Consider the following 23,647-nt stretch of genomic DNA (forward strand, 5'->3'; position numbering starts at 1 on the left):
TTTTTAGGCTCACGCACAAAAATCCATGTCCTATCCGTTGGACTCCACTCACTAAGAGTACACCCGTAACGTTTTATTTTCATCCTCTTATAAACACACAAAAAATCTACCGATTACGTGTCCAGACTATAGCTGCTTATCGAGCCGCATTATACTTAGGGACGACATTTTATTCTATTTACAGCTATAGCCTCACCACTGTCAAAAGCAATCTGATCCCCTGTAGTACACGCTGCTCCTCCAGCTTGAGCAGAAGCAGAACTCTGCGCTGTAGATGAGAAAAACGGTACTGTGCTACTATTACCTGCTTTAGCCTGAATACCTCTCGCTTTCTTGGAAAGAGATGAATCTTGTTGGTCAGTTCTAACAGCCGCTACTAGCCTTAGGCGTTTATCCAAACTCAGCGTTTTTATTCCTCGAGCTCTAGCTCCCCCAGCTTTCCTCGCTTGTTCTGCATAGAGGGCATACACTGGGTTAATCCCATCTCTCATTGCCAGTGTGATATGCGGCATGCCGCTTGCAACAAGCAGATTCGTTACATTTTCAAAATGATCCTCTTTCTGACATAAAACTCTCACATTTGATGCATAAAGCACACCTTGGTTATAACAAATCTTTTTCACTTCGAGCTTGATGACAGCACCGTTCTCTGAATTTTCTGCTACCATTTTTTCGAGCGTATCAAACGCTTCCGGTCTCAATCGATGTAATAAGTTAGCATGCGTTAAAGTGAGATGCGCAGAGCGGCGACCCGCTCCTTCCTCTTTCCCCTTTTTTAGCCGCTTTGTATCTGGTTCCGCAACTTGTTCGTCAATATAGGCTTTAATAAAAGCTGGTAATTCTGGACTCTTCCCAAAGCCGTGTTTAACTGCCTCTTTTAACTTTTCTTCTGATTTAGGCTCTAGAAAAGCCCCGTAATAAGTAGCGTTATTTTTCGGAACCCTTTTCCTATTTTCATAATCAAGACCCTGGTTTTTCAACACTTTTATTATATCGATTAACTTTTTACTAAGAACATCTGCTGAATTTCTTTTAAATATTTCATTGATTTGATCTTCGGGCGCAGCTAGAAGTACCTCGAGGCTTTCCGTAGAAATAGATATATCTTGTTTTTGTTCGTCAACAAATGCGAGCACATTGCGTAAAGCATCCTGAATTTTGACCTCTTTCTCGCTAAGATCAGTCTTTTTCATAAACACATTAAATGTAGGTAGATCAAAATACTGCAAAGCTTGTGTTGGCAAATATTTATGATAGAAATCGCTCGCAGGAATTCTGCCGTAGCCATCCGCTGAGGCGTGTGTATAAAGATCGCTAGTCATGCGCCTCTTGATTACTTGCGCAAATGCATCCGTCAGACTTTTTTTTGCCTCTCCTGTGAACGGTGACAGCGTTGGATGAGATCGTCGGCGCAACACAGACACAATCAAGGCAGCTGAAAAATGTGTCATCTCGTCTTTCTGAGATATTTCAGGATAAACAGGCATGACCGCTAAGTTATGTTTTTGTGCTGCGTCAGTTATCCAGCCTAACTCTTGAGGTGAACCGTTACAAGTCGTTGCGATGATAGGACGATTTGCATTTACTGCTTTCTTTATCTCTTGCTCTAACCATGCAAAACGCTTTTTTGTTTTTACTTTTTCATCCAAGCAGCTACTATAATTCGGATCACCCCGTAATGTCTCTGCCGCCCGATCTTTACTGAGAATCATTGGCTTATTTCCTTTCCAATAGTCATCCTCCGCTAATTTTTCAGCAACGCTATCTTTACCAACACCTGGAGGCCCAGAAAGGGCTATGATTAAGCCTTGGAAATACTTAGGCACAGGAGTCCTTTCTGCTACTTGGGTCACCCCAGCCTCTTCTACAAAATCCTTATAAAGCTGGCCGATCCCAAAACCATTTCCGTATCCAAGATCTCCTTCAAAATATCCTCTGTCCAATAAAAATTGTATGAATGGGGGAAAGTCCCTTTTGTACTCCTCAATATTTTCTTCAACGATAGAGGCAAATTCTGCGTTTTTACGGAGCGCCAACAAATGAGGATGTGTGTCCAAAAATTCATCGATGACTTGCGCAACGTGCCCCGGGCGATCAGCTGAAGATAAAACAGCGGCTGTACTCGATCGCCCCCAGGAAAAAGCGAAACGTTCTTTTCCTCTTTTGCCATTTAGAAATTCACGTAGGGCTCTGAGAATGATATAGGGTATCGCTTTATATTTTATCTGACGAACTTTCCCATCAACTTTATAGTAAACAACAAAACCTTCTTTATCCTTTGAGCTACGCCATTCTTTCTCCTTTTCTGCCAATTGCTCGGTACTTATCGCATAGTGTTTCACGGTGGGCAAACCAACGTCGCTAAATCTAACCAGCTCTGAGTGAATAGAAACTGAAGCGTCTAAACCTGTTTGCTTAAACCAGCGAATCGTAGGCGAACCTGTTAATGGAATCATATGGTCTCCCTGCTCAGCTTCACCAACACACATTCCTCCATTCCAAAAAGGATTATCCGGATTAAAAAGATCTCTGCCATCCTGTCCGCATTTACTCAATTGCTCGATACTTTCTGTTGCAATGAAATCCAGCAAGGGATTCAGAACTCCTTCTTGTCTGCGCCTTTTCAATTGTTCTAAAAGCCCTTGCTTTTTTTCTTCTACAGAATCACATTCTGGGATTTTTAAAATTAGTGGCGCTATTTTAGAACTAACAAATAGTAGCGCTTGACGATCATCAGGCATCCTGAAGACCTGGCAAGCTGCATAAGCACCATTAGCCTTTTCTGTGACATAGATATCAGCCACTGTTTTTTGTGCTTTTTCTTGAGCTTTTATTATCTCAGCAAGTGAGGTTTTCTCAGAAGAACGAGCGCCGCTTTGCAATACAGCAGGTATTATTTGTTCATCTTTCTCGCTCAAGTCTTCATCGACAAGATTAAGCCCCTCAATTTTTTTCATCCCACCAAGCGGAACGATGCCTGTACCATTGATCACGTTATCAAGAGAACATGAAAAAAGTGTATAACTGGAATGAGGAATTTCATCCTTCAGCCAAGGGTAGCGCCTGAAAGTCCATTCATCAGAAACATCGTGAAGAATGACTGGCAGCTCACCTTCTTGCTGTGAAGGGCCAGTGGCTAGTACCTTCGTATGGACGATAAGCGGTAAATTATCAGGATTGTGACTGCCTCCTACTATCGCTATTTTTAGCGGGGCAGTATAGTTTCCTTTTTCAGCCTTCTTTATGACAGGAAGAGAAGTGTTATGATCAGCAAATTTATGAATCCATCTCTTCATCGTGATAGCTTTATACAAGGTTTCCATAGCTTTTTTTTGTGGATCTACTGCTTCTGTTGTCGAGGCTTTCTCCGTAGGCGCGTCTTGTTTCTCCAGTAAAGCTACTAAATTCGTGTTAATTTCTTCTGGTAAGGTTGAGCACAGGCCTTTAACCTTACTGATGCAGTCTTTTTTTACGTTTTGTAACGCTTTTGACCCAGCCCCTTCTAATAACCCAGCATGGGCAAGTTGAGCAAGATTGGAATTTATATCATCCACTATCACTAGCAAATGAAAGATGTACTCTACTATCCTTTTTATCTGACGGTCAGGATTAGAGTTATTTTTCAGAAACTCCCCCATGAATTTTTGTGAGAATGATTTTTCTACCTTTGTCTTAGACGATGCTCCAGCAGGATTACTGCTAGTTTTTTTTGGCATATTCTTCCCCTATTGTTTTATCAGCAACCAGTACTTGGGTTGTTTCTTTTAAAATCTGTTACAGTCCGCCCAAAGAAAATTGATCTCTATCGAAACACTTGAGAGCTTCACCCTAACGAAGATATTCATCGTTCGTATCTCACTCGAACCAAACCACATCCTTACTCTCAAAAATCGCACTTGGTGCATGGTCGCATGGTCACAAAAAATCATTAATGTATTATGAAAAAAAAGGCTAAGACCTGGGGAGGTTTGATATATAAATATTTACGTGCGTCTATTCCATGAGTAAAATGACTCGACTTGACATACCAATAAGCTATCGGTACCCCTGAATTCGTAATAGGCATGAAACACTGCAGGGTAAAGAAACAAGGCTACAAAACTATACGAAAAAATATAGGCTAGACTTTGGTGAGGCCCCCTAGTTATTATATAAGCTTCAAGAAGAACGCAACCGAGGCACATGGACGATGACCAAGGAAACCCTCACACGAAAACACATTATATTGAGCGTAGTGGCTGTTGCATTGTTAGCATTGGCCGTTTGGTTGTGGCAATACAGTCAGTCAATGCGACAATTAAAACGCAACGATAAATTTGCAATCAAACCATTTAGCTTAATCAACATGGACGGGCATCGCTTCACGAACAAAAATCTCGAGGGCCGTTGGAGTCTTATTTTTTTTGGATTTACGAACTGTCCCTCGATTTGCCCTACAACACTCTCAAGATTGGATAAGGCTTACAGAATGCTGGTTGAGCAAAAGACCAATCCTATGCCACAGATTATTTTCATCTCCGTTGATCCAGAGCGTGATGGCCCCTATACAATTCGTCAATATTTGGCAAATTTCAATAAAAAATTTATCGGCGCGATGGGCAGCAAAGAAGAAATTAACAAATTAACCGAACAGTTTCGAGTTGTCTATGCCAAGTCGGAATCGGATGACATGGATTATTATATTTCACATAGCGGGAAGATTATGGTCATCAATCCAAAAGGCTCTTTAGTGGCGACGTTAAAGCCTCCCTTTGACGCTGAGAGCATCGCTAAAGATTTTCATAACATACAGAAAAATTATCAAAAAGAAGAACGTGATGATCATAAAAAAAGGTAAACTTTGCATTTGTGTGTTGTGCATACTATTTTTAGTTAGTGCTTGTTCTCATGGCGTTGACGCTCACGACAGTCATGGCCACCCCATACGATTGAGTGATTATTTAGGAAAATGGGTTTTTATTAACTACTGGGCTATGTGGTGCAAGCCCTGTTTAACAGAAATTCCTGCGCTTGAAAAACTTTACGAACAGCATAAAAATAAAGTGATCATCCTAGGTGTAAGCTATGAAACACTTTCAAACCAGGATATTCGCAAAGTTGCCAATAAATTTGGGATAACTTATCCAATGCTTAGCTCATTTCCGATGCAAAAATTAGGCACCAACAATATTTCTGTCTTACCCATGACTTTTATTATCAGCCCGCAAGGCCACTTATATAAAGTCTTAAAAGGCCCCCAAAGCGAACACGATCTTTTAAACGCTATTGGTTTAACTTCAAGGATGCGATTATGAACCATGCGACTAAAATGTGTATTCACGCCGTTGTTTCTGGAAAGGTGCAAGGCGTATTTTTCCGCGACAGCACGATGAAAAAAGCACAAGAGCTAGGATTAACGGGCTGGGTTAAAAATTTAGACGACGGCAATGTTGAGCTACTCGCCTGTGGCGAACGCGATGTCATTATGCTGTTTACCGAGTGGCTATGGGAAGGCCCAGACAGAGCTGAAGTCAGTAATGTTCACTGGGAAGAAATTCCTTCGGAAGATCACCATAATTTTAGTGTGGTCTAGCCAGCCAGAAAATCATCGACAAACGACGAGAGATTTTCATAAATGGGAATTCCATCCAATTCCTCTGATGCAGCCATCGTCGCTGCACCGTTACCCGTTTTGACCAAAACCGCCTTCAGATCGACCGCTTCGGCAGCTTGCATATCACGCAAGCTATCACCCACAAAAATAGCTGAATTAAATTCATCAGGAAAGCGTTCTGCAATTTCTAATAACATACCAGGCTTGGGCTTACGACAACTGCAATGATCTTCAGGTCTGTGCGGACAATAAAATATTCCATCTAAATGCCCACCGACGTGCACAAGCGCTCGCTCCATCGCCGCATGAATTTTTGCTAACATTTCCTCGGAATATAGTCCGCGACCAACCCCTGATTGATTCGTCGCGATAACGACCTTATGCCCCGCCTTATTTAACCGAGCGATGGCTTCCAAACTCCCTTCGATCGGAATCCACTCTGTAGGTGATTTAATGTAATCATCTGAGTCGTGATTAATAACACCATCCCTGTCTAATATGATCAGCATTTCTCTATTCCATTACTCTAAGTGTATTGTAGCAAAAACTAATAACGCTAAAGAAATTAGTATTTCTAGTATAATAAAGAGCTTTCCGCCCGTCACCTCATAACCACTCGCTAGCTTTGTGACATAACGCCCACTCCAAACCATCAAAGCCGGCAATAACATGAGTAAAACTACACAGAATATACCGGCGTAATTCAATCCGATGATAAACACATCCGGATAAAATAAGATAATCGCGAGCGGTGGCATTAACGTTAAACCAACGATAAATAAACGCCGACTCACGGATGTGCCAATTTTTAAACCATCGGTCAAAAAGTCAGATAAACACAGGGACACCCCTAAAAAGGATGTTGCAATACAAATCGATGTAAAGAAATGAGTGAGTCCGTCAATAATCTGACTACCCAAACGCGTCGATAACGCATTCGTTAAATTGCTAACCGCATGCCCCGACACGGCCATATGAACCAAACCATGATTACCGCTACTTGCAATACTACCCTGCACCACCATATTCCACAGCAAATAACAAATTAATGGAACTAAACTTCCAACGGCAATCGTAAAACGCAACGCGCTCACATTACTCTTAAAATATGTACGCAGTGTCGGTACGATAGTCGCATAACCAAATGAGGTAATCACCACCATCACAGCACCGGACAATAATAAAACGTGTCCACCTTCTAATTTCATCACATTAATGTGAGGCGTAATCAATACTACTAGCAAAATATAGGCAATTAATTTTGTCGACATGAGACCACGATTGACCCAATCAACCGCACGCACGCCATAATATAACATAGCGCCCAAAATCATCACGAACAAAACAGAGTCTAGCCAATGAGGGCTATTTATGTGTACCAGCAATAATAAACTGTGAAATAAATCCGTGCCGCCTGCGATGTACGCGGACAGCAATGAATACAGTAATAATAGATACGCAAACCATGTGACCAACTGACCCGGTTTACCAAGTGTGACTTTAGCCATAGAAACCAAATTGGTTCCTTCTGGCAGCCATAAATTTACTTCAAGAATATAAAAAGCGGCTAAAACGGTGACAATCCACGCACCCAGAAATAGCAACATGGAATGGAAAAAACCGCCGGCAGCGGCGGCCATGGGCAGCGCTAACATACCACCCCCAATTGAAGTGCCCACTATTAATAAGACACCACCGATGAGCTTACTTTTCATTCTATTATTCTCAACCAAAAATTATGGGCTCCGTCACTAAACAAGGCCCTATCTCAAGACTGTTTGGCCGGGAATAATATCATTTTTATGCGCGTTTATAAAATTATCCACAGGCAGCGGGCGAGCACCTGGGAGTTGCAGTTGGGTGAGCCGGAGAATGCCTTCCCCAGTTGCCACATCGATACCCTTTTTATCCAGTTTGACCACCATGCCCGGCTTACTATCAACCCTTTCTGGTATCGCCTCTGCTGACCAAATTCGCAAATTAGCATCACCAAAAAGGGCAAACGCCACGGGCGTCGGATTCAATGCACGCACTTTTCTCGCCAACTCCACTGCTGCTAAGTTCCAATCGAGCTTAGCTTCAGCTTTTGTAATTTTGGGCGCATAGGTAACAAACGCGTCGTCTTGTTCGATGGGTTTGAGCGCTGACAACTCAATGTCGCCTAATGCCTGCGTTAGCGCCTCTGCCCCCAGTGGAGCCAAACGATCGTGTAGGGTTTGACTCGTGTCATCCGGCAAAATATCGCACTCTCGTTTTAATAGCATATCGCCGGTATCGAGCCCTTCATTCATTTGAATGATCGTAATACCGGTTTTCTTATCGCCAGCGAGAATGGCTTGTTGAATCGGCGATGCTCCTCGCCACCGCGGCAATAACGAGGCATGCACATTAATGCAACCCAAGCGCGGCGTTTTCAAAACTTCTGCGGGCAGTAATAATCCATACGCGACAACCACCATAATATTTGCTTGAAAACTAGCGAGCTCCTCTTGCACCGCCTTATCGCGCAATGTTTTTGGCTGTAATATCGAAAGCTGTTTTTCTTCTGCTCGTTGTTTTATCGGGCTTGCAGACATTTTGCGGCCTCGCCCAGACGGACGATCGGGCTGTGTGTAAACCGCCACAATGTCATGCGAAGAGTTTAGCAATGCTTCCAAGCAAGGAACCGCAAAGTGAGGAGTTCCTGCAAAGATCACCTTTAATGACATGTTTAAATAACCTTTGTTTCTAACTACTATTTAGGAAAATAAAACACTTTATCGATTTCAATTGCTTGCCAGCACAAGAAGCGATCGGTGTTTCAAAGATAACAAATTTTTTTTCCAGAAACCATGTTAGCCCAAAAGGATTTGGGTTACTGCTTTGTGGGTAAACACTAACCCCTGTATTGCGAACAACCTATGATCTTGAATACCATCTCAACATGCCAATCGATAAAAAAACAGAAAGCGAAATACGCTATCAACTTGCACTCATACGAGCACCGCACATTGCCTCGCGCACTTACAAATACCTCATGGAAAAATTTGGCAGCGCGAAAATTGTGTTCGAAAATAAAAAAGAATCCTGTCAAAAACTGAAAAAAGAAACCATCGACTACCTCTATAATCCACCGTGGGAAAAAGTCGAAAACGACCTGCATTGGTTAGAATACACCAATCATCACTTTATCACTTTGTACCAACCAGAGTATCCGTTCTTATTAAAACAACTTTATGATCCACCGCCCGGTTTATTTATTAAAGGAGACCCCACTGCACTGCATGAACCGCAACTGGCGATGGTCGGTAGTCGCAATCCAACTCATGCTGGATACGAGCTTGCAGAGCATCTTGCAGGTATGCTAGCCCAAGCTGGGCTCACCATCACAAGTGGTCTTGCCCTCGGTATCGATGCAGCAAGTCATCGGGGTGCTTTAAGCGTCGGCGCCAAAACCGTCGCTGTCTTGGGCAATGGTCTTCACAGCATTTATCCTCGCCGGCATCAAAAGCTAGCGCTACAGATTGAAACCCAAGGAGCCTTGGTTTCTGAATTTCCGCTTGATGAAGCGCCTCATCCGAAGCACTTCCCACATCGAAACCGGATCATCAGTGGGCTAAGCTTGGGCACGTTAGTTGTCGAGGCCACATTAAAAAGTGGATCACTGATCACCGCCAAACTGGCAACAGAGCAAGGTCGCGAAGTCTTTGCGATTCCAAGCTCAATCAAGAACCCACTCGCTAAGGGCTGCCACGCCCTGTTGCAGCAAGGCGCCAAGCTGGTCCAAACCCCAGAGGACGTGCTGGAAGAACTCAATTTGACGACACACCTTTAATATACATAAAATGCCAAACCTTAGACCGACCTCCAATCAAAGACTTGATGAGGCTCATCGGAAGCTGTTAGAGTGTATCGATTTTGAGTCCACCTCAATCGACCAAATGGTCGTTAGAAGCGGATATACGACTGCCGATGTGAGCGCAATGTTGTTACTTATTGAATTACATGGTTATATAAAGCCTGCTTCAGGTGGTTACATACGAGTGACGCAATGAAAGAAGAAAGTGTACTCAACGTGCTGATGTATCTATTCAAAAACCATATGCAGGATAACTGTGAGCTCGACACAATTCAGGCCAAGCTCCTGCTACAACTGGAAGAACTGGGATTTCGTCGGAAAGTGATTAATCAAGCCTTTGAGTGGCTTGAGAACCTCTCTAGAGAAAGTCAGGAACCCATTTTACAACCAAGCAAATGTTCGCTGCGCGTTTTTTCCGATTATGAGTGTGAGCTACTCGACATTGACTGTCGCAGTTTTTTAATATCACTTGAGCAACAAGGCATTCTCAATCCCCAGACCCGTGAGCTTGTTATCAGCCAAGCGATCGAACTCGAATTTGAAGGTATCGATGTAAGCCTTCTCAAATGGGTCACTTTAATGGTTCTATTTAACCAACCCGACGAAAAACACGCGCTTGCTTGTATGGAGTTTTTAGTACTCGACGATACAATTGGTGGTATACAGTAATCATGGCTAAATTTTTGGTAGTAGTTGAATCGCCCGCGAAAGCGAAGACGATCGAAAAATATTTAGGTAAAGATTATAAGGTCATGGCGTCATACGGTCACGTGCGCGACCTCATCCCTAAAGAAGGCGCCGTCGACACCGAACACGATTTCAAAATGCACTATCAAGCCATCGAGCGCAACATCCGACACATGGATGCAATCGCAAAAGCATTAAAACCTTGTGAGACACTGCTTCTGGCTACCGATCCGGATCGCGAGGGTGAAGCCATTGCATGGCACGTCAAACAAACTTTAGAAGAAAAAGGCAAGCTAAAAAATAAAACATTTGCGCGCGTGGTTTTCCACCAAATTACAAAAGCAGCGGTCAAAAAAGCTATTGAGCAACCGCGCGATATATCGATGGACTTAGTCAACGCACAACAAGCACGACGCGCATTAGATTATTTAGTCGGATTTAATTTATCGCCATTATTATGGAAAAAAATTCGGCCCGGTCTGTCTGCAGGTCGCGTACAAAGTCCTGCGCTACGACTCATTGTTGAGCGTGAAATCGAAATCGAAAATTTTGAAACTCAGGAATACTGGACTATTCACGCCAATGTCATCGAAAAAGACCAACCCTTCACCTCGCGACTGATACTCTACAAAGACGAGAAAATAGAGCAATTTTCGATTACAAATGAAGAACAAGCCAACACAATTACAGCCGATTTAATCAAAGCGGCTAACGGCAAACTCACCGTCTCGAAAGTTGTAAAGCGCGAACGCAAACGCAACCCAACGGCACCGTTCATTACATCCACGCTGCAACAAGAAGCAGCGCGCAAGCTTGGATACTCCGCACAAAAGACCATGCAAATAGCGCAACAACTTTATGAAGGTGTTGATATCGGCGATGAAGGCTCTGTCGGTTTAATCACGTATATGCGTACCGACTCCGTGACACTCGCACCCGAGGCGCTCGAAGAAATTCGCAACTGCATCGTTGAGCGTTATGGCAAAGAAAATTTGCCTGATGAGCCACGCGTCTTCAAAACTAAATCGAAAAATGCGCAAGAAGCTCATGAAGCTATTCGACCCACATCGGCGATGTACATTCCTGACGATAGCAAACGTTATTTAAATAACGATCAATATCGTCTTTACGCACTCATCTGGAAGCGCACGATTGCTTCGCAAATGATTGAAGCTACACTAAATACAGTAGCTGTCGATTTAACAGCATCAAACGGCACATTCCGCGCAAACGGTTCCACGATTGTTAAACCAGGTTTTATCACAGTTTACCAAGAAGATCTCGATGACAAGAAAAAGGAAGACGATGGTGATGGCAAAATGTTACCGCCGCTCGAAGAAGGACAAACGGTCGATGTAAAAGAAATTATTGGCGAACAACACTTCACAGAGCCGCCTCCCCGTTACACCGAAGCAAGTTTGGTAAAAGCTCTAGAAGAACGTGACATCGGCCGCCCATCTACGTTTGCTTCTATCATCGCAACTTTGAAAAAACGTGAATATGTCGACCTCGACAACAAACGATTTACCGCAACCGATGTGGGTCGCGTGGTGAATCGATTCCTCACGAATTATTTTACAAAATATGTCGATTACGACTTTACCGCACAACTAGAAGACGAGTTGGATGACATCTCACGTGGCGAGAAAACGTGGATCCCAGTGCTTGAAGAATTTTGGGCTCCCTTTAAAAACTTAGTTGACGTCACTGACAAAAACGTAAAACGCAGCGATGTCACGCAAGAAAAGCTCGATGAAAAATGTCCAAAGTGCGGCGCACAATTGTCCATACGTTTAGGACGCCGAGGCCGATTTATCGGTTGCACGGCTTACCCCGATTGTGACTATACGCGCAACTTAAACGAAGATTCTGGTTCTACAGAGCCAGAAATAATTCCCGACCGCAAATGCCCGGAATGTAAGCATGACCTTGTCATTAAACACGGCCGTTACGGGAAATTTATTGGTTGTAGCAATTATCCAAATTGCCATCATATGGAGCCACTCGAAAAGCCAAAAGACATGGGTGTACTGTGCCCCAAATGTAAAAAAGGCAATATTCTGCAACGCAAATCACGCCGCGGTAAAATATTTTATTCATGCGAACGTTACCCCGATTGTGACTACGCTTTATGGAACGAACCGATTGCAGAGGCCTGCCCCACGTGTAATTGGCCCATTTTATCGATCAAACGCACAAAACGTCGCGGCGCCGAAAAAGTATGCCCGCAAAAAAGCTGCAATTACATCGTGCCGTATGAAGAAGAGGAAGAAAATGACGATGAGTAAACGATTCGTTGCTATTTTAATGGGTTCTGACAGCGATCTTTCCACCATGGAAACCGCTGTCGAACAATTAAAATCATTAGACATCCCATTCGAAGCAAAAATACTTTCAGCACATCGCACACCCGAGGCAACGACTCACTACGTCGAAGACGCAGAAAAACGGGGCTGTGCTGTATTTATTGCCGCAGCCGGGATGGCCGCACATCTGGCTGGATGTGTCGCTGCACACACATTAAAACCAGTCATCGGTGTGCCAATCGATTCTGGCCCACTTAAAGGCCATGACGCATTATTATCGACTGTTCAAATGCCAGGTGGTGTACCCGTGGCATGTGTTAGCATTGGTAAAGCAGGCGCAAAAAATGCGGCCATCTTAGCTGCACAAATACTCGCTGTTACGGATTCAACGATCACCCAAAAATTAGCACAACAGCGCGCTAAAAAGAGAGAGTCACTCAAAGCAGCAGATGCTAACTTGCAATCAAAATTATAAAACTTTCATAGAAAACCATGGAAGACAACAATACTAAAGATCTCAACGAGGCCGTTACCTGCTTACGCGAGGGTGGCCTCATCGCCTACCCGACAGAGGCCGTTTACGGTTTAGGCTGCGACCCATTCAGCATCGATGCCATCACGCGATTACTTCAATTAAAACATCGCTCCATCAGTAAAGGTTTTATTTTAATTGCCGCCAACTATGCACAACTGGAACAATTTATTTTGCCCATTGATCCTCAAGCACTAGCGCATGTATTCGCAAGCTGGCCAGGGCCGGTCACCTGGGCTTTTCCTACAAGCAAAGAAACACCTCTTTGGATTCGCGGGGAGCACAGAACGGTGGCTGTCCGTATAACTAATCACCCCATCGCAAAAAAATTATGTGAACGATTCGGTGGCGCTATTGTTTCAACCAGCGCCAATGTTGAGGGTCATCCACCCATGCGCGATGAAAAAATGCTACGAATGGCCTTCGGCGATAAAATCGATAAAATTGTACCGGGAAAAGTTGGCGGCGCGCTCCGTCCGACTGAAATTCGCGATGCAATTACCGGAGAAATCATTCGCGCTGGATAATTTAACGCGTTTCTAAAGGCAAAATGACCGTTGCACACAATCCACCTTGCTTGCGATTACGCAAATAAATTGCGCCTCCATCTGCTTTAACGATATCGCGCGTTACGGCAAGTCCAAGCCCAACACCACCCGTATCACGCGAACGCGACTGTTCGGTACGATAGAATGGTGCAAAGACCTGCTCCAACTCCGCCTCAGGAATTCCGGGTCCGTTGTCTTCCACTTCAATCGCAACAGAATGATGCCGTTTATACAGAGACACAACAACATTTTTCGAATAACGAGTGGCATTACCAATTAAATTATTGAGCGCGCGTTTAATAGCAGTCTTGCGACCGCAATAGGGAATCTGGTGTTGCTTCGATTCAAAATCTATGTGATGCCCGAGATCATTCATCACATCACAGATTGAACGGATCAACGACACTATATCGAAGCTTACTTTAGCTTCATATGAGGCATCATCGCGCGCAAACGACAGTGTTTCTCTCACCATGGATTCCATTTCATCGAGATCACCGATTAATTCCAACTTGGTAGCTTCATCATCCACAAATTGCGCACGCAATTTCAAACGCGTAATGGGCGTTCGCAAATCATGAGAAATAGCAGCGAGCATTTGTGTGCGATCGCGAATTAAATCCTGTATACGCTGCTGCATGCAATTCATCGCTATCGCAGCTTCTTGCACAACCATCGGGCCATCGATCGCAATGGGTTGTGTATTTAAGTCCGATCCCAACCGCTCGGCAGCACGTTTAAAATTTTCAATCGGTTTCGTAAAACGATTAATAGACCAACCCACCATTAAAATCATACCTAAAATAAATATCTCGAGCCCAAAAAAGATTAATTGCGTTAACAAAAAATGAGTATAAATGGTGGCATTCACATTTAACCATTGCGTGGATGTCAGTTGGATAGAAATCGCGAAAGAATCGTATTGTTTTCGTAATGCTTGATCAATTTCCCAAAACGAAATAGTTTTAAATCGTAAATCAAATCGTGGGCTTGCTGAAATTGATGCTTGTAAATCCGGATCATTCATCGCCGCAATGGCTTTTGCACGTTCGAAATTGGGCGTTGCTTCCAATAAATGAATCAAATTAACGATTTTTTGAATCACAGCATCGCGGTTTGCCGTTCGTCGCGCCAAGCGATTATCGTTGATATAAGAAGCCATCGCGATTAAATGGATGATGATGACGGCCGACAAAACCGCTAAAGCACTTCGTCTGCTGACACTACACGCTAATCTTTCTACTGTACGCATCGGTTAAACTTGCTTGCGAACGACTTCCGCAGTTAACATATAGCCCCCACCACGAATGGTTTTAATCAGTTGTGGTTTTTTTTGATCCTTCTCAATTTTATGACGCAGCCGACTAATAGAAATATCGATGCTGCGATCATAAGGCCCAGCCGGTCGATTTTTTGTTAAGTCCAACAACGTATCACGACTTAGCACTTGTCGAGGACGCTGCACAAAAGTTAATAATAACTCAAATTCGCCCGTACTTAATGTGATTTCGACATCCTCGCGCGAGGTAAGACGTCGCCCTGCCTGATCCAAGCGCCAAGTGGCAAATTCATAAATAATATGCTCGGGGTTTGAGTCAACCGGCAACGCGTGATTGCTCTGCGCACGACGCAGTATGGCTTTGATACGGGCTAATAATTCACGGGGATTAAACGGTTTACTCAGGTAATCATCGGCCCCCATTTCTAAACCGAGGATGCGATCGATGTCTTCACCAATCGCCGTCAGCATAATGATAGGAATACTCGACGTCGTGCGCAGTTGCCGACACAATGTTAAACCATCATCGCCCGGCATCATGATATCTAAGATAATTAAATCAAAGGATTGCCTCGACAAAAGCATCCGCATCTCAATGCCGTCTTTTGCTAGGCTCGCTTGAAAACCATGTTGGCGCAAAAATTTGCCCAAGAGATCGCGGATGCCGCGATCGTCATCGACAATGAGAATGTGCTGACCCTCGTTCATAACAAGGGATTATATCATTGATTAAGAGATAGTAAATTATTCTCAGTATCAATGAGTTAGATTGCTACTCGTTGGGGTTTTATTATCTTTCGCACTTTTCTTGTGGTTTCGTGCAATCTCGTTGAAAACTTTACTCATATTGTTGTAAAAATCAGATTTGCCAAAATCGAAAAAAGTCTCACGTCGCTTCATTTTACATACAGGTTGAATTTTTTCCCAAATTTGCAAACAAATATAATAAATATTCTCAGTTGATAGTTTTTTCCCTTCATGGACTCTTGCTGAGACAACTCCATGATACACAACATCAACGATCTCTGACGCTACGGTTTTCATAGCTTCCAACTTCTTGCAATGACTACCTGTATTTTTAGAATCATTCAATATGCGTTTGTACTCCTCTTTAAACTTATTGATAAACTTTTTTAGGTATGAAGTTTCTAAGAGCTCAACCATCATTTCATCAATTTTAGTATCGTTTTCATTGCAGATGCTACCTTGTTTATATCTTTTATAATCAACCTCAAACAGCTCAATAAATTGATCCAAAATATCTTTACTTTTTCCCTCAGCCTGTGTGGCAACTGTGACTGTTTGCGGAGCACCCGGTTGAAACTCATCTCCAGATTCTGATTCTAAGGATGAGCTGCGACTGCTTGGATTCCGCTCACCCTGCTGTCGAACATGAAATGAGGAAGATTGCTGTCTTGAGTTTCGCATCCTCTTTGCCTAGGTTGGTTTAATATAGGGTAATGTTACTATTCTAGAGTAACGCCGATATTTCATAAAGCCGCTATTTTGTAACAACATGTAACAACTTTGGCCAACTAGATCACGAACGCTGAATCTCGTGCCTTACGAGGAACTGACGTGGTAAACTTAGTCCCCTATGAAAAACCATATTGAATCCTTACTCAAAGAAGCGGTCGATAAACTCAAGGCCGATGGCACGCTCAATGCTGACTTGAAAACACCCATTCAAGTAACACCAGCACGCGACCCCAAACACGGTGATTTCGCGACAAATCTTGCGCTGATGCTCGCTAAGCCCGCCGGCGTCAATCCGCGCCTGCTCGCTGAAAAAATTATTGCGCGGCTACCTGAGTCTGAATTTGTCACCGATGTGGAAATTGCCGACCCCGGCTTTATTAATTTTTTCATCGCCGAACAAAGCCTTAAGCAAATTGTGCCCAACATTTTAGAAGCCGGCAACGACTTCGGGCAATCAGACCTCGGGAAAAACAAGCGCGTACACATTGAATTCGTCTCGGCCAATCCTACCGGACCACTGCACGTTGGCCATGGCCGCGGTGCTGCCTATGGCGCTTGCGTCTCCAACTTACTTGCAGCCGTGGGTTATGACGTTCACCGTGAATATTATGTAAACGATGCTGGCCGGCAGATGCGAATTTTAGCGCTGAGCGTTTGGGTACGTTATTTACAAGCACAAGGCGAGGCCGTTAAGTTGCCCCCCAACGCATACCAAGGGCAATATATTATTGATATTGCAAAAGAATTAATTGAACGCCACGCAGATCGTTTTCGCCATTCGCAACAATCGATCGACGACTTAATGCCAAAAGACATTAATCCTGAAACAGACAAAGAAACTTACGTCGATGCTTTTGTTGATGTCGCGAAGAAATTGTTAGGTGAAGAAAATTTTGAAACTGTCTTTCATGCTGCCTTAGATAATATTTTAGATGACATAAAAGAAGACCTTGAAGAATTCGGCATCACTTACAACGACTGGTTCCCCGAAAGTAATCTCGTCAAAAAAGGTCTCATTCAGGCTGGAATACAATTATTAGCTGAACACGGCTATGTGTATGAAAAAGAAGGTGCACAATGGTTTCGCGCCAGTGAATTAGGCGACGAAAAAGACCGGGTGTTAATCCGCAAAAATGGACACCCCACTTATTTTGCATCCGATGTCGCCTATCACTTTTATAAATTTCAGCAAGGCTATGATCATGTCATCGATGTATTCGGTGCCGATCATCACGGTTACATCGCGCGCGTGCGCACCTTTTTAAAAGCCTTAGGCGAAGACCCTGAAAAACTGCGTGTTTTGTTGGTCCAATTTGCCATTTTATATCGCGGCAAACAAAAAGTTCAGATGTCCACGCGTTCAGGCGAGTTCGTGACCTTGCGTGAATTACGCCGCGAAGTGGGCAACGACGCCGCACGATTTTTCTACGTGATGCGCAAGCCCGAACAACACCTGGATTTTGATTTGGAATTAGCAAAATCAAAATCTTCTGAAAATCCAGTCTATTACATCCAATATGCGCATGCACGTATTTGTAGTGTTTGGCGACAATTAGCCGCAAGCAATCATCAATGGGACAAAGCGCAGGGTCTTAGCAATTTAACATTACTATCAAATAACTACGAAAAAGATCTGCTGACAAGTCTCGGGCGTTACCCGGATATTATTAAAAAAGCCGCAACGCAATATGAACCGCATTTACTCGCACATTACCTACAAGAACTCGCTAATTATTTCCATACGTATTACAATGCAGAGAAGTTTCTAGTAGAAGAAGACAAACTACGAAATGCGCGATTATGCCTAATCGCTGCCACCAAACAAATCATCGTCAATGGCTTAACATTATTAGGCGTATCCGCACCAGAAGAAATGTAGGAGAAAATACGTGCGCAAATTGTTTGGTTTTATTATCGGTATTATTGTCATCGCTGCTGTCATTATATTTCTCATTCTACCTTTAAGCATGGGATTTTGGGTTAAAAGTCACTATCAACAACTTCTAGATAAAGTTAATAAAGCGCCTGGCATCGCGTTGAAGGTTGTACAATTCGATCGCGGATGGTTTACTTCCAAAGCCACTCTACAAGTAACGATAAAACCACACTGGCCGCGATTTAACGCCACCACAAACAGCGCCCCCATTCAATTTACAGTGCGACAACGCATCAAAAATGGCCCATGGATCTTTGGCGCCCAGAAATTTTTATGGGCAAAAGCGTTGGTTCAAAGTACAAGCGATGCAGCCAATTTTAAATTTAACGCTCAAACAATTATTCATTTCAGCAACGCGATTGATAACTCATTTTTCGCCAAAAGCATTACGATTGCGAACAGCCAAGGACAAGTCGTTATCAACAACCTTAATTCCCATATTATTTACGCGCCAAGCACACAGCAATTAACAAGAAAAACCTCTATCGGCTCACTCACCATAACTGAAAAAGAAAGCGAGGTCGCCTCTCCACAAGCCTATAAACAAAAATTCGAAATCATAAATTTAAATTCAAGCTCCCAACTGAAACGCCTTAACTTACTTTGGTATGGTGATCGCAGCATCTCTGCCGATAAAGCCACTTTTTTTATAGCACAAAAAGAGCCTTTTGTTTTATCACAGGTCACCCTAGCTGCCAAACAGTCACAAACCAATGGCACGAGCGCCAATATTTTCAAGGCACATGCGGACAGCATCGTTGGTGACGGGGTTGATTTAAAACCTTTTGATCTAAAGCTTTCAATCGTCGATGTTGATGCGCAATCACTCATGAACCTCCTTAGTGCCGCAATGCAACTGAGCCAATCAACACAATCGGATATGCTGCAGATCAAAACACTTTACATACCGTTCGCCCAATTAGTGAGTAAAGGGTTCACTGCAAAATTACATTACCTTACCTTTGGCACACCTGAAGGCATCGTGAATGCAACTGCACAATTAATATTGCCAAAACAGTCAGGGGCACCGAGCGCCCTTTTATTATTACAAAATGCCACGGGCGAGCTGCACATGCAAATGCCATTAACTTGGTTAAAACAATTTGTAGTGAATTTATATCGCGGCAACACTGATAACACAGGCAGCAAAACCTTATCGCCTGAAAAAACTGCACAACAACAAATTCAAATGTGGATCGATAATAAAAAATTAATTCAAGATGGACAAAATGTAAAAATCGATGTGACTTTCAAAAATGGCCAGCTACTCATTAATGGATTACCTCCCTCATACCAAGCGCCGGCGCAAACACCGACACAGCAACAACCATCCACAGGGACGACACCAGCGCCACAACAATAGCTACAGCGTCATAAAGGGATTACTTCATGGTTCGCGATTACGCCAAACGACCGCCACCGCAAAAAAAACGGCGGCGCATGCCCATTGTCATTGCAATAAGTGTGATCGCAATCGCCCTCGTAATCCCCACTGTGATGTATTATGTGAGGTATCAAAAAATAATTCACAAGAAAAAACTGCTGCTTCCTACCCAATCTTCCAAATCCGCAAAACCTAAAGTTTTAACACCACCAGCAGACACTAAACAAACGAAACAATCGGAATTTGATTTTTATACGATTCTTCCCAAAATGCAGGTGCAGGTACGAAGCACCACCAGCACACCCATACAAATCTCACCCCAGGAAGCTAAAGGCCACTATATGTTACAGGTCGCGTCCTTACAAAGCTTAAAGCAAGCCAAGCAATTCAAAGATAAACTATTCTCTCTCGGATATCTGGCACGGATAACCACCTTTCAATCGAAGAATGGCGAGGTCTGGAATCGGGTGATCACTGGCCCTTACAACTCGTTGCGCGAAGCCGAAAAGGCCCAAACCACGCTACAACAGCACCACATCGATAGTATTTTGCTTCAAAAAAGCTAAAGAGCACCTCTGGAAATCTATTTTTAGTTAATCAAATAGCATTTTCAATTGCGGCAGAGAGTCTAGGGTTACTGTTTTTCGGGCGTATGTACAATGGAAGTGCTTAGCTAGCCAGAGATGGCGATTCCCGAAAAACAGTAACCCCAAGCTCGCGAGCCAAGCAATTGAAATCGATTTTTAGAGGTGCCCTAAGGGCTTGAAATCTACTACCCCAGCCCCAAAATAGGAACTAATGTGACCAACCCAATTCAAACGGGGAGAAACTATTGGAACAATTTCGCGGAACAACGATACTATCGGTCAGGCGCAACGGCAAAGTCGTGATCGGCGGTGATGGCCAGGTTTCCATGGGAAGCACCATCATGAAGGGTAATGCTCGCAAAGTGCGTCGCCTCTACAACGACAAAGTCATTGCCGGTTTTGCCGGTGGCACGGCAGATGCCTTCACGTTGTTCGAGCGATTCGAGGGAAAGCTTGAGCAGCACTCCGGTAACTTAATGCGCGCTGCCGTGGAGTTAGCCAAAGATTGGCGAACCGATAAAATTCTTCGTCGACTCGAAGCGTTGTTAACTGTTGCCGATCGAAAAGCCTCTCTTATTATCAATGGCTTAGGCGATGTCATCCAACCCGAACACAGTCTAATGGCTATTGGATCCGGTGGCCCCTATGCACAAGCCGCTGCAAAGGCATTGCTCAACAACACTAAATTAAGTGCACACAAAATAGTTGAGCAAGGCCTCACCATTGCCGCCGACATCTGTGTGTACACCAATCACGAATTCACCATTGAAGAACTGGATAGCGAGACATAAACACTATGGCAGAAGCACAGAAAAAAAGTTTACCCATTGCAAATAACACCGACATGACAATGACTCCACGAGAAATTGTTGCAGAACTCGATAAATTTATTATTGGGCAAGATGATGCAAAACGAGCTGTTGCGATTGCACTTCGAAATCGCTGGCGACGCATGCAATTACCCGAAGAATTGCGCCGAGAAATTACACCCAAAAACATTTTAATGATCGGACCAACTGGCGTTGGTAAAACTGAAATTGCGCGTCGGTTATCAAATTTAGCCGGTGCACCCTTTGTTAAAATTGAAGCGACTAAATTTACAGAAGTTGGCTATGTGGGTCGTGACGTTGAATCGATTATTCGTGATCTCGTTGACATCGCCGTTAAAATGACTCGCGAAACAGCGATGCAAAAGGTAAAAACACAAGCAATGGAAGCTGCTGAAGAACGTGTGTTAGACGCTTTAGTGCCTCCTGCACGCGGTGCCTTTGCCGGCGAACCCACTCAAGAAAAAGAAGAACCGCAAGAGTCTGCAACACGACAATTATTCCGTAAAAAACTTCACGACGGTGAACTTGACGATAAAGAAATCGAAATTGAAATTGCAGCCGGTGCAAACTTTGAAATTATGGGCCCACCTGGCATGGAAGAAATGGTTGGGCAGCTACAAAGCATGGTCGAAAGCATGTCAAGCAAACGCACAAAACCCCGACGCATGAAAGTCAAAGCCGCACTCAGACAATTGCAAGAAGAAGAAGCAGCAAAATTAGTCAACGAAGACGAAATTAAGATGCATGCGCTACAAGCTGTCGAACAAAACGGCATCGTGTTCCTCGATGAAATCGATAAAATTGTTAAGCGCGAAGGTGTTTCCGGTGCCGATGTTTCGCGTGAAGGTGTGCAACGCGATTTACTGCCTTTGGTTGAAGGCAGCACGGTATTCACAAAATACGGCATGATCAAAACCGATCATATTTTATTCATCGCCTCAGGTGCTTTTCACATCGCAAAACCATCCGATTTAGTGCCTGAATTACAAGGTCGCTTTCCGATTCGTGTGGAATTAAAAGCATTAACCGCGGATGACTTCATTCGTATTTTAACGGAACCCGAGGCTTCACTAACTGAACAGTATACTGCGTTGATGAAAACTGAAAATTTTGGATTAACATTCGAAAAAGACGGTATTAAACGTTTAGCAGAAATTGCGTACCAAGTTAATGATCGTTCGGAAAATATTGGCGCACGACGCTTGCACACGATTATGGAACGCTTGCTTGAAAATATTTCTTTTGAAGCAACAGATAAACCGGGCGAGTCCATTAAGATTGACGCCGCTTACGTAAACAAGCAATTAGAGAAACTCGCGAAAGACGAAGATCTGAGTCGCTATATTCTCTAGCAGGATTTACGTGAATTAACGCCCAGGTCCGCCATAATTACTGAGATCACAGGTCGCTTCATCGGTATCACCTTCACTGATGTTTTTCGGTATATCTGAACTTCTTAAAAACGAAGATCGGGAAGAGTTATGATTCCTTGAATTACGTGCCCATTGCGACAGTATGCCGCTGATCCTGATATGTATATCTTCTCGCGTTAGATCTAGACTCATAAGCTCGGCAATACACTGCTTTGACTCTAATTTACCTCCAGCATGTCGCAAAGCCGATAGGACGCCTGTGCCAGGGCTATACACATAACTAGAAATAACATCCAACGCGTCGCGTAACAATTCACTTTCTTGTATTTTCGAAAAATTACTGTGCGTCATCGCGTTAGCATAGAGCAAAAGTTTAATATATCCGCCTACACACGGCCATTGATAAATTTTTTCGAGATCTGCTGCTGAAGAACGCATCATCATCGCCCAGCCCGTCGAGCCCTCCTGGTCTTTCTCACACAACGCAAACACCACGCGCTCTCTTTGCTCCTCCGTACACACAAATTCCAGTGCTGTATTGAAACACTGAGGTGCATACCGCGCCAGCATCGCCCAGCCCGACTGGTTATTCTTATCTTTAACGAACAATGCCTGTATGAATGTCTCTTGCAGTGATGCTTGTAAAAGATTCCGTACAACCCAAAACCAACCTATTACATTACTTGCTAAGTATCTGCTACTAAAGACCTCATTACCTTCAACGATTTTTTTCAACTCGCACTCTATACAATTAATGAGTGCGCTACTCTCACTTTTTAAAAACCCACAGAAATCTGAGAACAACTGTCCGGAAAAATCGAAATTTTTAAGATCTATCACAAGCGTGTCGCGATGCTCGTGATAGATTATTGCCATCCCTGTCAATAATCGACTCGCAATACGCGACAACTTAAATAGCCGCGGACGTCCTCGTCGCCCGCGCTCCGCGACCTCACGGCTCGACTACGCACGGGCTCTCAAATGACTTGACGGCTCGTAAAGATTTTTTGCAGTCGCTTACGCTCGGCAAAAAATCCGAGCCTACCGCGGAATACGCGCCTTCGCTTCGCTCTCCATGGCGCGCATCGAAAAATCGCCTTCACTAGCAAGACTCTTTTTAATAAGATCCATACTGTGTTTTTTGGTGATTTCGTGCTTACCAGGGCCAGCAAGAGAATAATACTGTGCATCATCAATTATTGATGTTAATAGTAATTGATGGTCATTTTGTGAATAACCTCGAGGGACAGTAAATGCCCTGCAACTCTCTGAATC

Annotated in this window: 22 protein-coding genes; 14 read left to right on the forward strand and 8 right to left on the reverse strand. The window is 43.7% G+C overall.

Translation table 11 applies throughout. The features are described from left to right. Nucleotides 1-155 precede the first annotated feature (155 nt). Nucleotides 156-3,716, reverse strand: coding sequence for an AAA family ATPase (locus ACJMKR_RS11355; RefSeq protein WP_423063153.1), 3,561 nt, complete (start codon nt 3,714-3,716; stop codon nt 156-158). Nucleotides 3,717-4,189: 473 nt separating this feature from the next. Between ACJMKR_RS11355 and ACJMKR_RS11360 the strand changes: the two genes are divergently transcribed. From ACJMKR_RS11360 to ACJMKR_RS11370, 3 genes are all read left to right on the forward strand, one after another. After that, complete coding sequence (locus ACJMKR_RS11360) at nt 4,190-4,837, forward strand: SCO family protein (RefSeq protein ID WP_423063154.1); 648 nt, start codon at nt 4,190-4,192, stop codon at nt 4,835-4,837. 91 nt (nt 4,838-4,928) lie between these two features. Beyond that, complete coding sequence (locus ACJMKR_RS11365; protein WP_423063155.1) at nt 4,929-5,294, forward strand: TlpA disulfide reductase family protein; 366 nt, start codon at nt 4,929-4,931, stop codon at nt 5,292-5,294. Next, entirely contained in the window at nt 5,291-5,572 is a 282-nt protein-coding gene (locus ACJMKR_RS11370) for an acylphosphatase (protein ID WP_423063156.1), read from the forward strand. Before ACJMKR_RS11365 ends, ACJMKR_RS11370 begins: the two co-directional genes overlap by 4 nt. On the opposite strand, the gene gmhB is transcribed toward ACJMKR_RS11370, so the two are convergent. The 3 genes from gmhB to fmt are packed head-to-tail and all read right to left on the reverse strand — an operon-like array spanning nt 5,569 to nt 8,301. Further along, a complete protein-coding gene (gene gmhB, locus ACJMKR_RS11375; protein ID WP_423063157.1) occupies nt 5,569-6,102 on the reverse strand; it encodes a D-glycero-beta-D-manno-heptose 1,7-bisphosphate 7-phosphatase in 534 nt (177 codons plus the stop codon). The two genes, ACJMKR_RS11370 and gmhB, sit on opposite strands and share 4 nt — an antisense overlap. A 12-nt stretch (nt 6,103-6,114) precedes the next feature. After that, nucleotides 6,115-7,308, reverse strand: coding sequence for an amino acid permease (locus tag ACJMKR_RS11380; RefSeq protein ID WP_423063158.1), 1,194 nt, complete (start codon nt 7,306-7,308; stop codon nt 6,115-6,117). A 48-nt stretch (nt 7,309-7,356) separates the two neighbouring features. Further along, nucleotides 7,357-8,301 carry a methionyl-tRNA formyltransferase gene (fmt, locus tag ACJMKR_RS11385; RefSeq protein WP_423063159.1) on the reverse strand — a complete coding sequence of 315 codons (945 nt, stop codon included), beginning with the start codon at nt 8,299-8,301 and terminating at the stop codon, nt 7,357-7,359. Between the two features lie 215 nt (nt 8,302-8,516). Between fmt and dprA the strand changes: the two genes are divergently transcribed. The 6 genes from dprA to ACJMKR_RS11415 are packed head-to-tail and all read left to right on the forward strand — an operon-like array spanning nt 8,517 to nt 13,483. After that, on the forward strand, nt 8,517-9,407 hold the full coding sequence (dprA, locus tag ACJMKR_RS11390; protein ID WP_423063160.1) for a DNA-processing protein DprA: 891 nt from the start codon (nt 8,517-8,519) through the stop codon (nt 9,405-9,407). 10 nt (nt 9,408-9,417) lie between these two features. Further along, complete coding sequence (locus ACJMKR_RS11395) at nt 9,418-9,627, forward strand: hypothetical protein (protein ID WP_423063161.1); 210 nt, start codon at nt 9,418-9,420, stop codon at nt 9,625-9,627. Further along, on the forward strand, nt 9,624-10,100 hold the full coding sequence (locus ACJMKR_RS11400) for a DUF494 domain-containing protein (protein ID WP_423063162.1): 477 nt from the start codon (nt 9,624-9,626) through the stop codon (nt 10,098-10,100). Before ACJMKR_RS11395 ends, ACJMKR_RS11400 begins: the two co-directional genes overlap by 4 nt. Before the next feature lie 2 nt (nt 10,101-10,102). Further along, nucleotides 10,103-12,406 (forward strand): type I DNA topoisomerase, encoded by a 2,304-nt coding sequence (gene topA / locus ACJMKR_RS11405; protein ID WP_423063163.1) that lies wholly within the window; start codon nt 10,103-10,105, stop codon nt 12,404-12,406. Next, on the forward strand, nt 12,399-12,899 hold the full coding sequence (gene purE, locus ACJMKR_RS11410) for a 5-(carboxyamino)imidazole ribonucleotide mutase (protein WP_423064250.1): 501 nt from the start codon (nt 12,399-12,401) through the stop codon (nt 12,897-12,899). Before topA ends, purE begins: the two co-directional genes overlap by 8 nt. A 17-nt stretch (nt 12,900-12,916) precedes the next feature. Further along, entirely contained in the window at nt 12,917-13,483 is a 567-nt protein-coding gene (locus tag ACJMKR_RS11415) for a Sua5/YciO/YrdC/YwlC family protein (RefSeq protein WP_423063164.1), read from the forward strand. Nucleotide 13,484: 1 nt separating this feature from the next. Here ACJMKR_RS11415 and ACJMKR_RS11420 read toward each other — a convergent pair whose 3' ends face one another. From ACJMKR_RS11420 to ACJMKR_RS11430, 3 genes are read right to left on the reverse strand one after another with little or no spacing between them, the layout of a single operon-like run. Beyond that, nucleotides 13,485-14,756, reverse strand: a complete 1,272-nt coding sequence (locus ACJMKR_RS11420; protein ID WP_423063165.1) for an ATP-binding protein — start codon at nt 14,754-14,756, stop codon at nt 13,485-13,487. Nucleotides 14,757-14,759: 3 nt separating this feature from the next. Continuing rightward, on the reverse strand, nt 14,760-15,491 hold the full coding sequence (locus tag ACJMKR_RS11425) for a response regulator (RefSeq protein ID WP_423063166.1): 732 nt from the start codon (nt 15,489-15,491) through the stop codon (nt 14,760-14,762). A 48-nt stretch (nt 15,492-15,539) separates the two neighbouring features. After that, nucleotides 15,540-16,211, reverse strand: coding sequence for a hypothetical protein (locus tag ACJMKR_RS11430; RefSeq protein WP_423063167.1), 672 nt, complete (start codon nt 16,209-16,211; stop codon nt 15,540-15,542). Between the two features lie 169 nt (nt 16,212-16,380). Here ACJMKR_RS11430 and argS point away from each other — a divergent pair, with 169 nt between their 5' ends. From argS to hslU, 5 genes are all read left to right on the forward strand, one after another. Beyond that, nucleotides 16,381-18,141: an arginine--tRNA ligase gene (gene argS, locus ACJMKR_RS11435; RefSeq protein ID WP_423063168.1), complete on the forward strand. Its 1,761-nt coding sequence runs from the start codon at nt 16,381-16,383 to the stop codon at nt 18,139-18,141. A 10-nt stretch (nt 18,142-18,151) separates the two neighbouring features. Then, nucleotides 18,152-19,561, forward strand: coding sequence for a DUF945 family protein (locus ACJMKR_RS11440; RefSeq protein ID WP_423063169.1), 1,410 nt, complete (start codon nt 18,152-18,154; stop codon nt 19,559-19,561). A 26-nt stretch (nt 19,562-19,587) separates the two neighbouring features. Next, entirely contained in the window at nt 19,588-20,148 is a 561-nt protein-coding gene (locus ACJMKR_RS11445) for an SPOR domain-containing protein (protein ID WP_423063170.1), read from the forward strand. A gap of 266 nt (nt 20,149-20,414) precedes the next feature. After that, entirely contained in the window at nt 20,415-20,960 is a 546-nt protein-coding gene (gene hslV / locus ACJMKR_RS11450) for an ATP-dependent protease subunit HslV (protein ID WP_423063171.1), read from the forward strand. A 53-nt stretch (nt 20,961-21,013) separates the two neighbouring features. Continuing rightward, entirely contained in the window at nt 21,014-22,351 is a 1,338-nt protein-coding gene (gene hslU / locus ACJMKR_RS11455; RefSeq protein ID WP_423063172.1) for an ATP-dependent protease ATPase subunit HslU, read from the forward strand. A gap of 15 nt (nt 22,352-22,366) precedes the next feature. Here the strand turns inward: hslU and ACJMKR_RS11460 are convergent, their stop codons facing one another. After that, on the reverse strand, nt 22,367-23,248 hold the full coding sequence (locus tag ACJMKR_RS11460) for a hypothetical protein (RefSeq protein WP_423063173.1): 882 nt from the start codon (nt 23,246-23,248) through the stop codon (nt 22,367-22,369). Between the last annotated feature and the right edge of the window lie 399 nt (nt 23,249-23,647).

The organism is Candidiatus Paracoxiella cheracis, from assembly GCF_049348705.1.
GTDB classification, from domain to species: Bacteria; Pseudomonadota; Gammaproteobacteria; order Coxiellales; family Coxiellaceae; genus Paracoxiella; species Paracoxiella cheracis.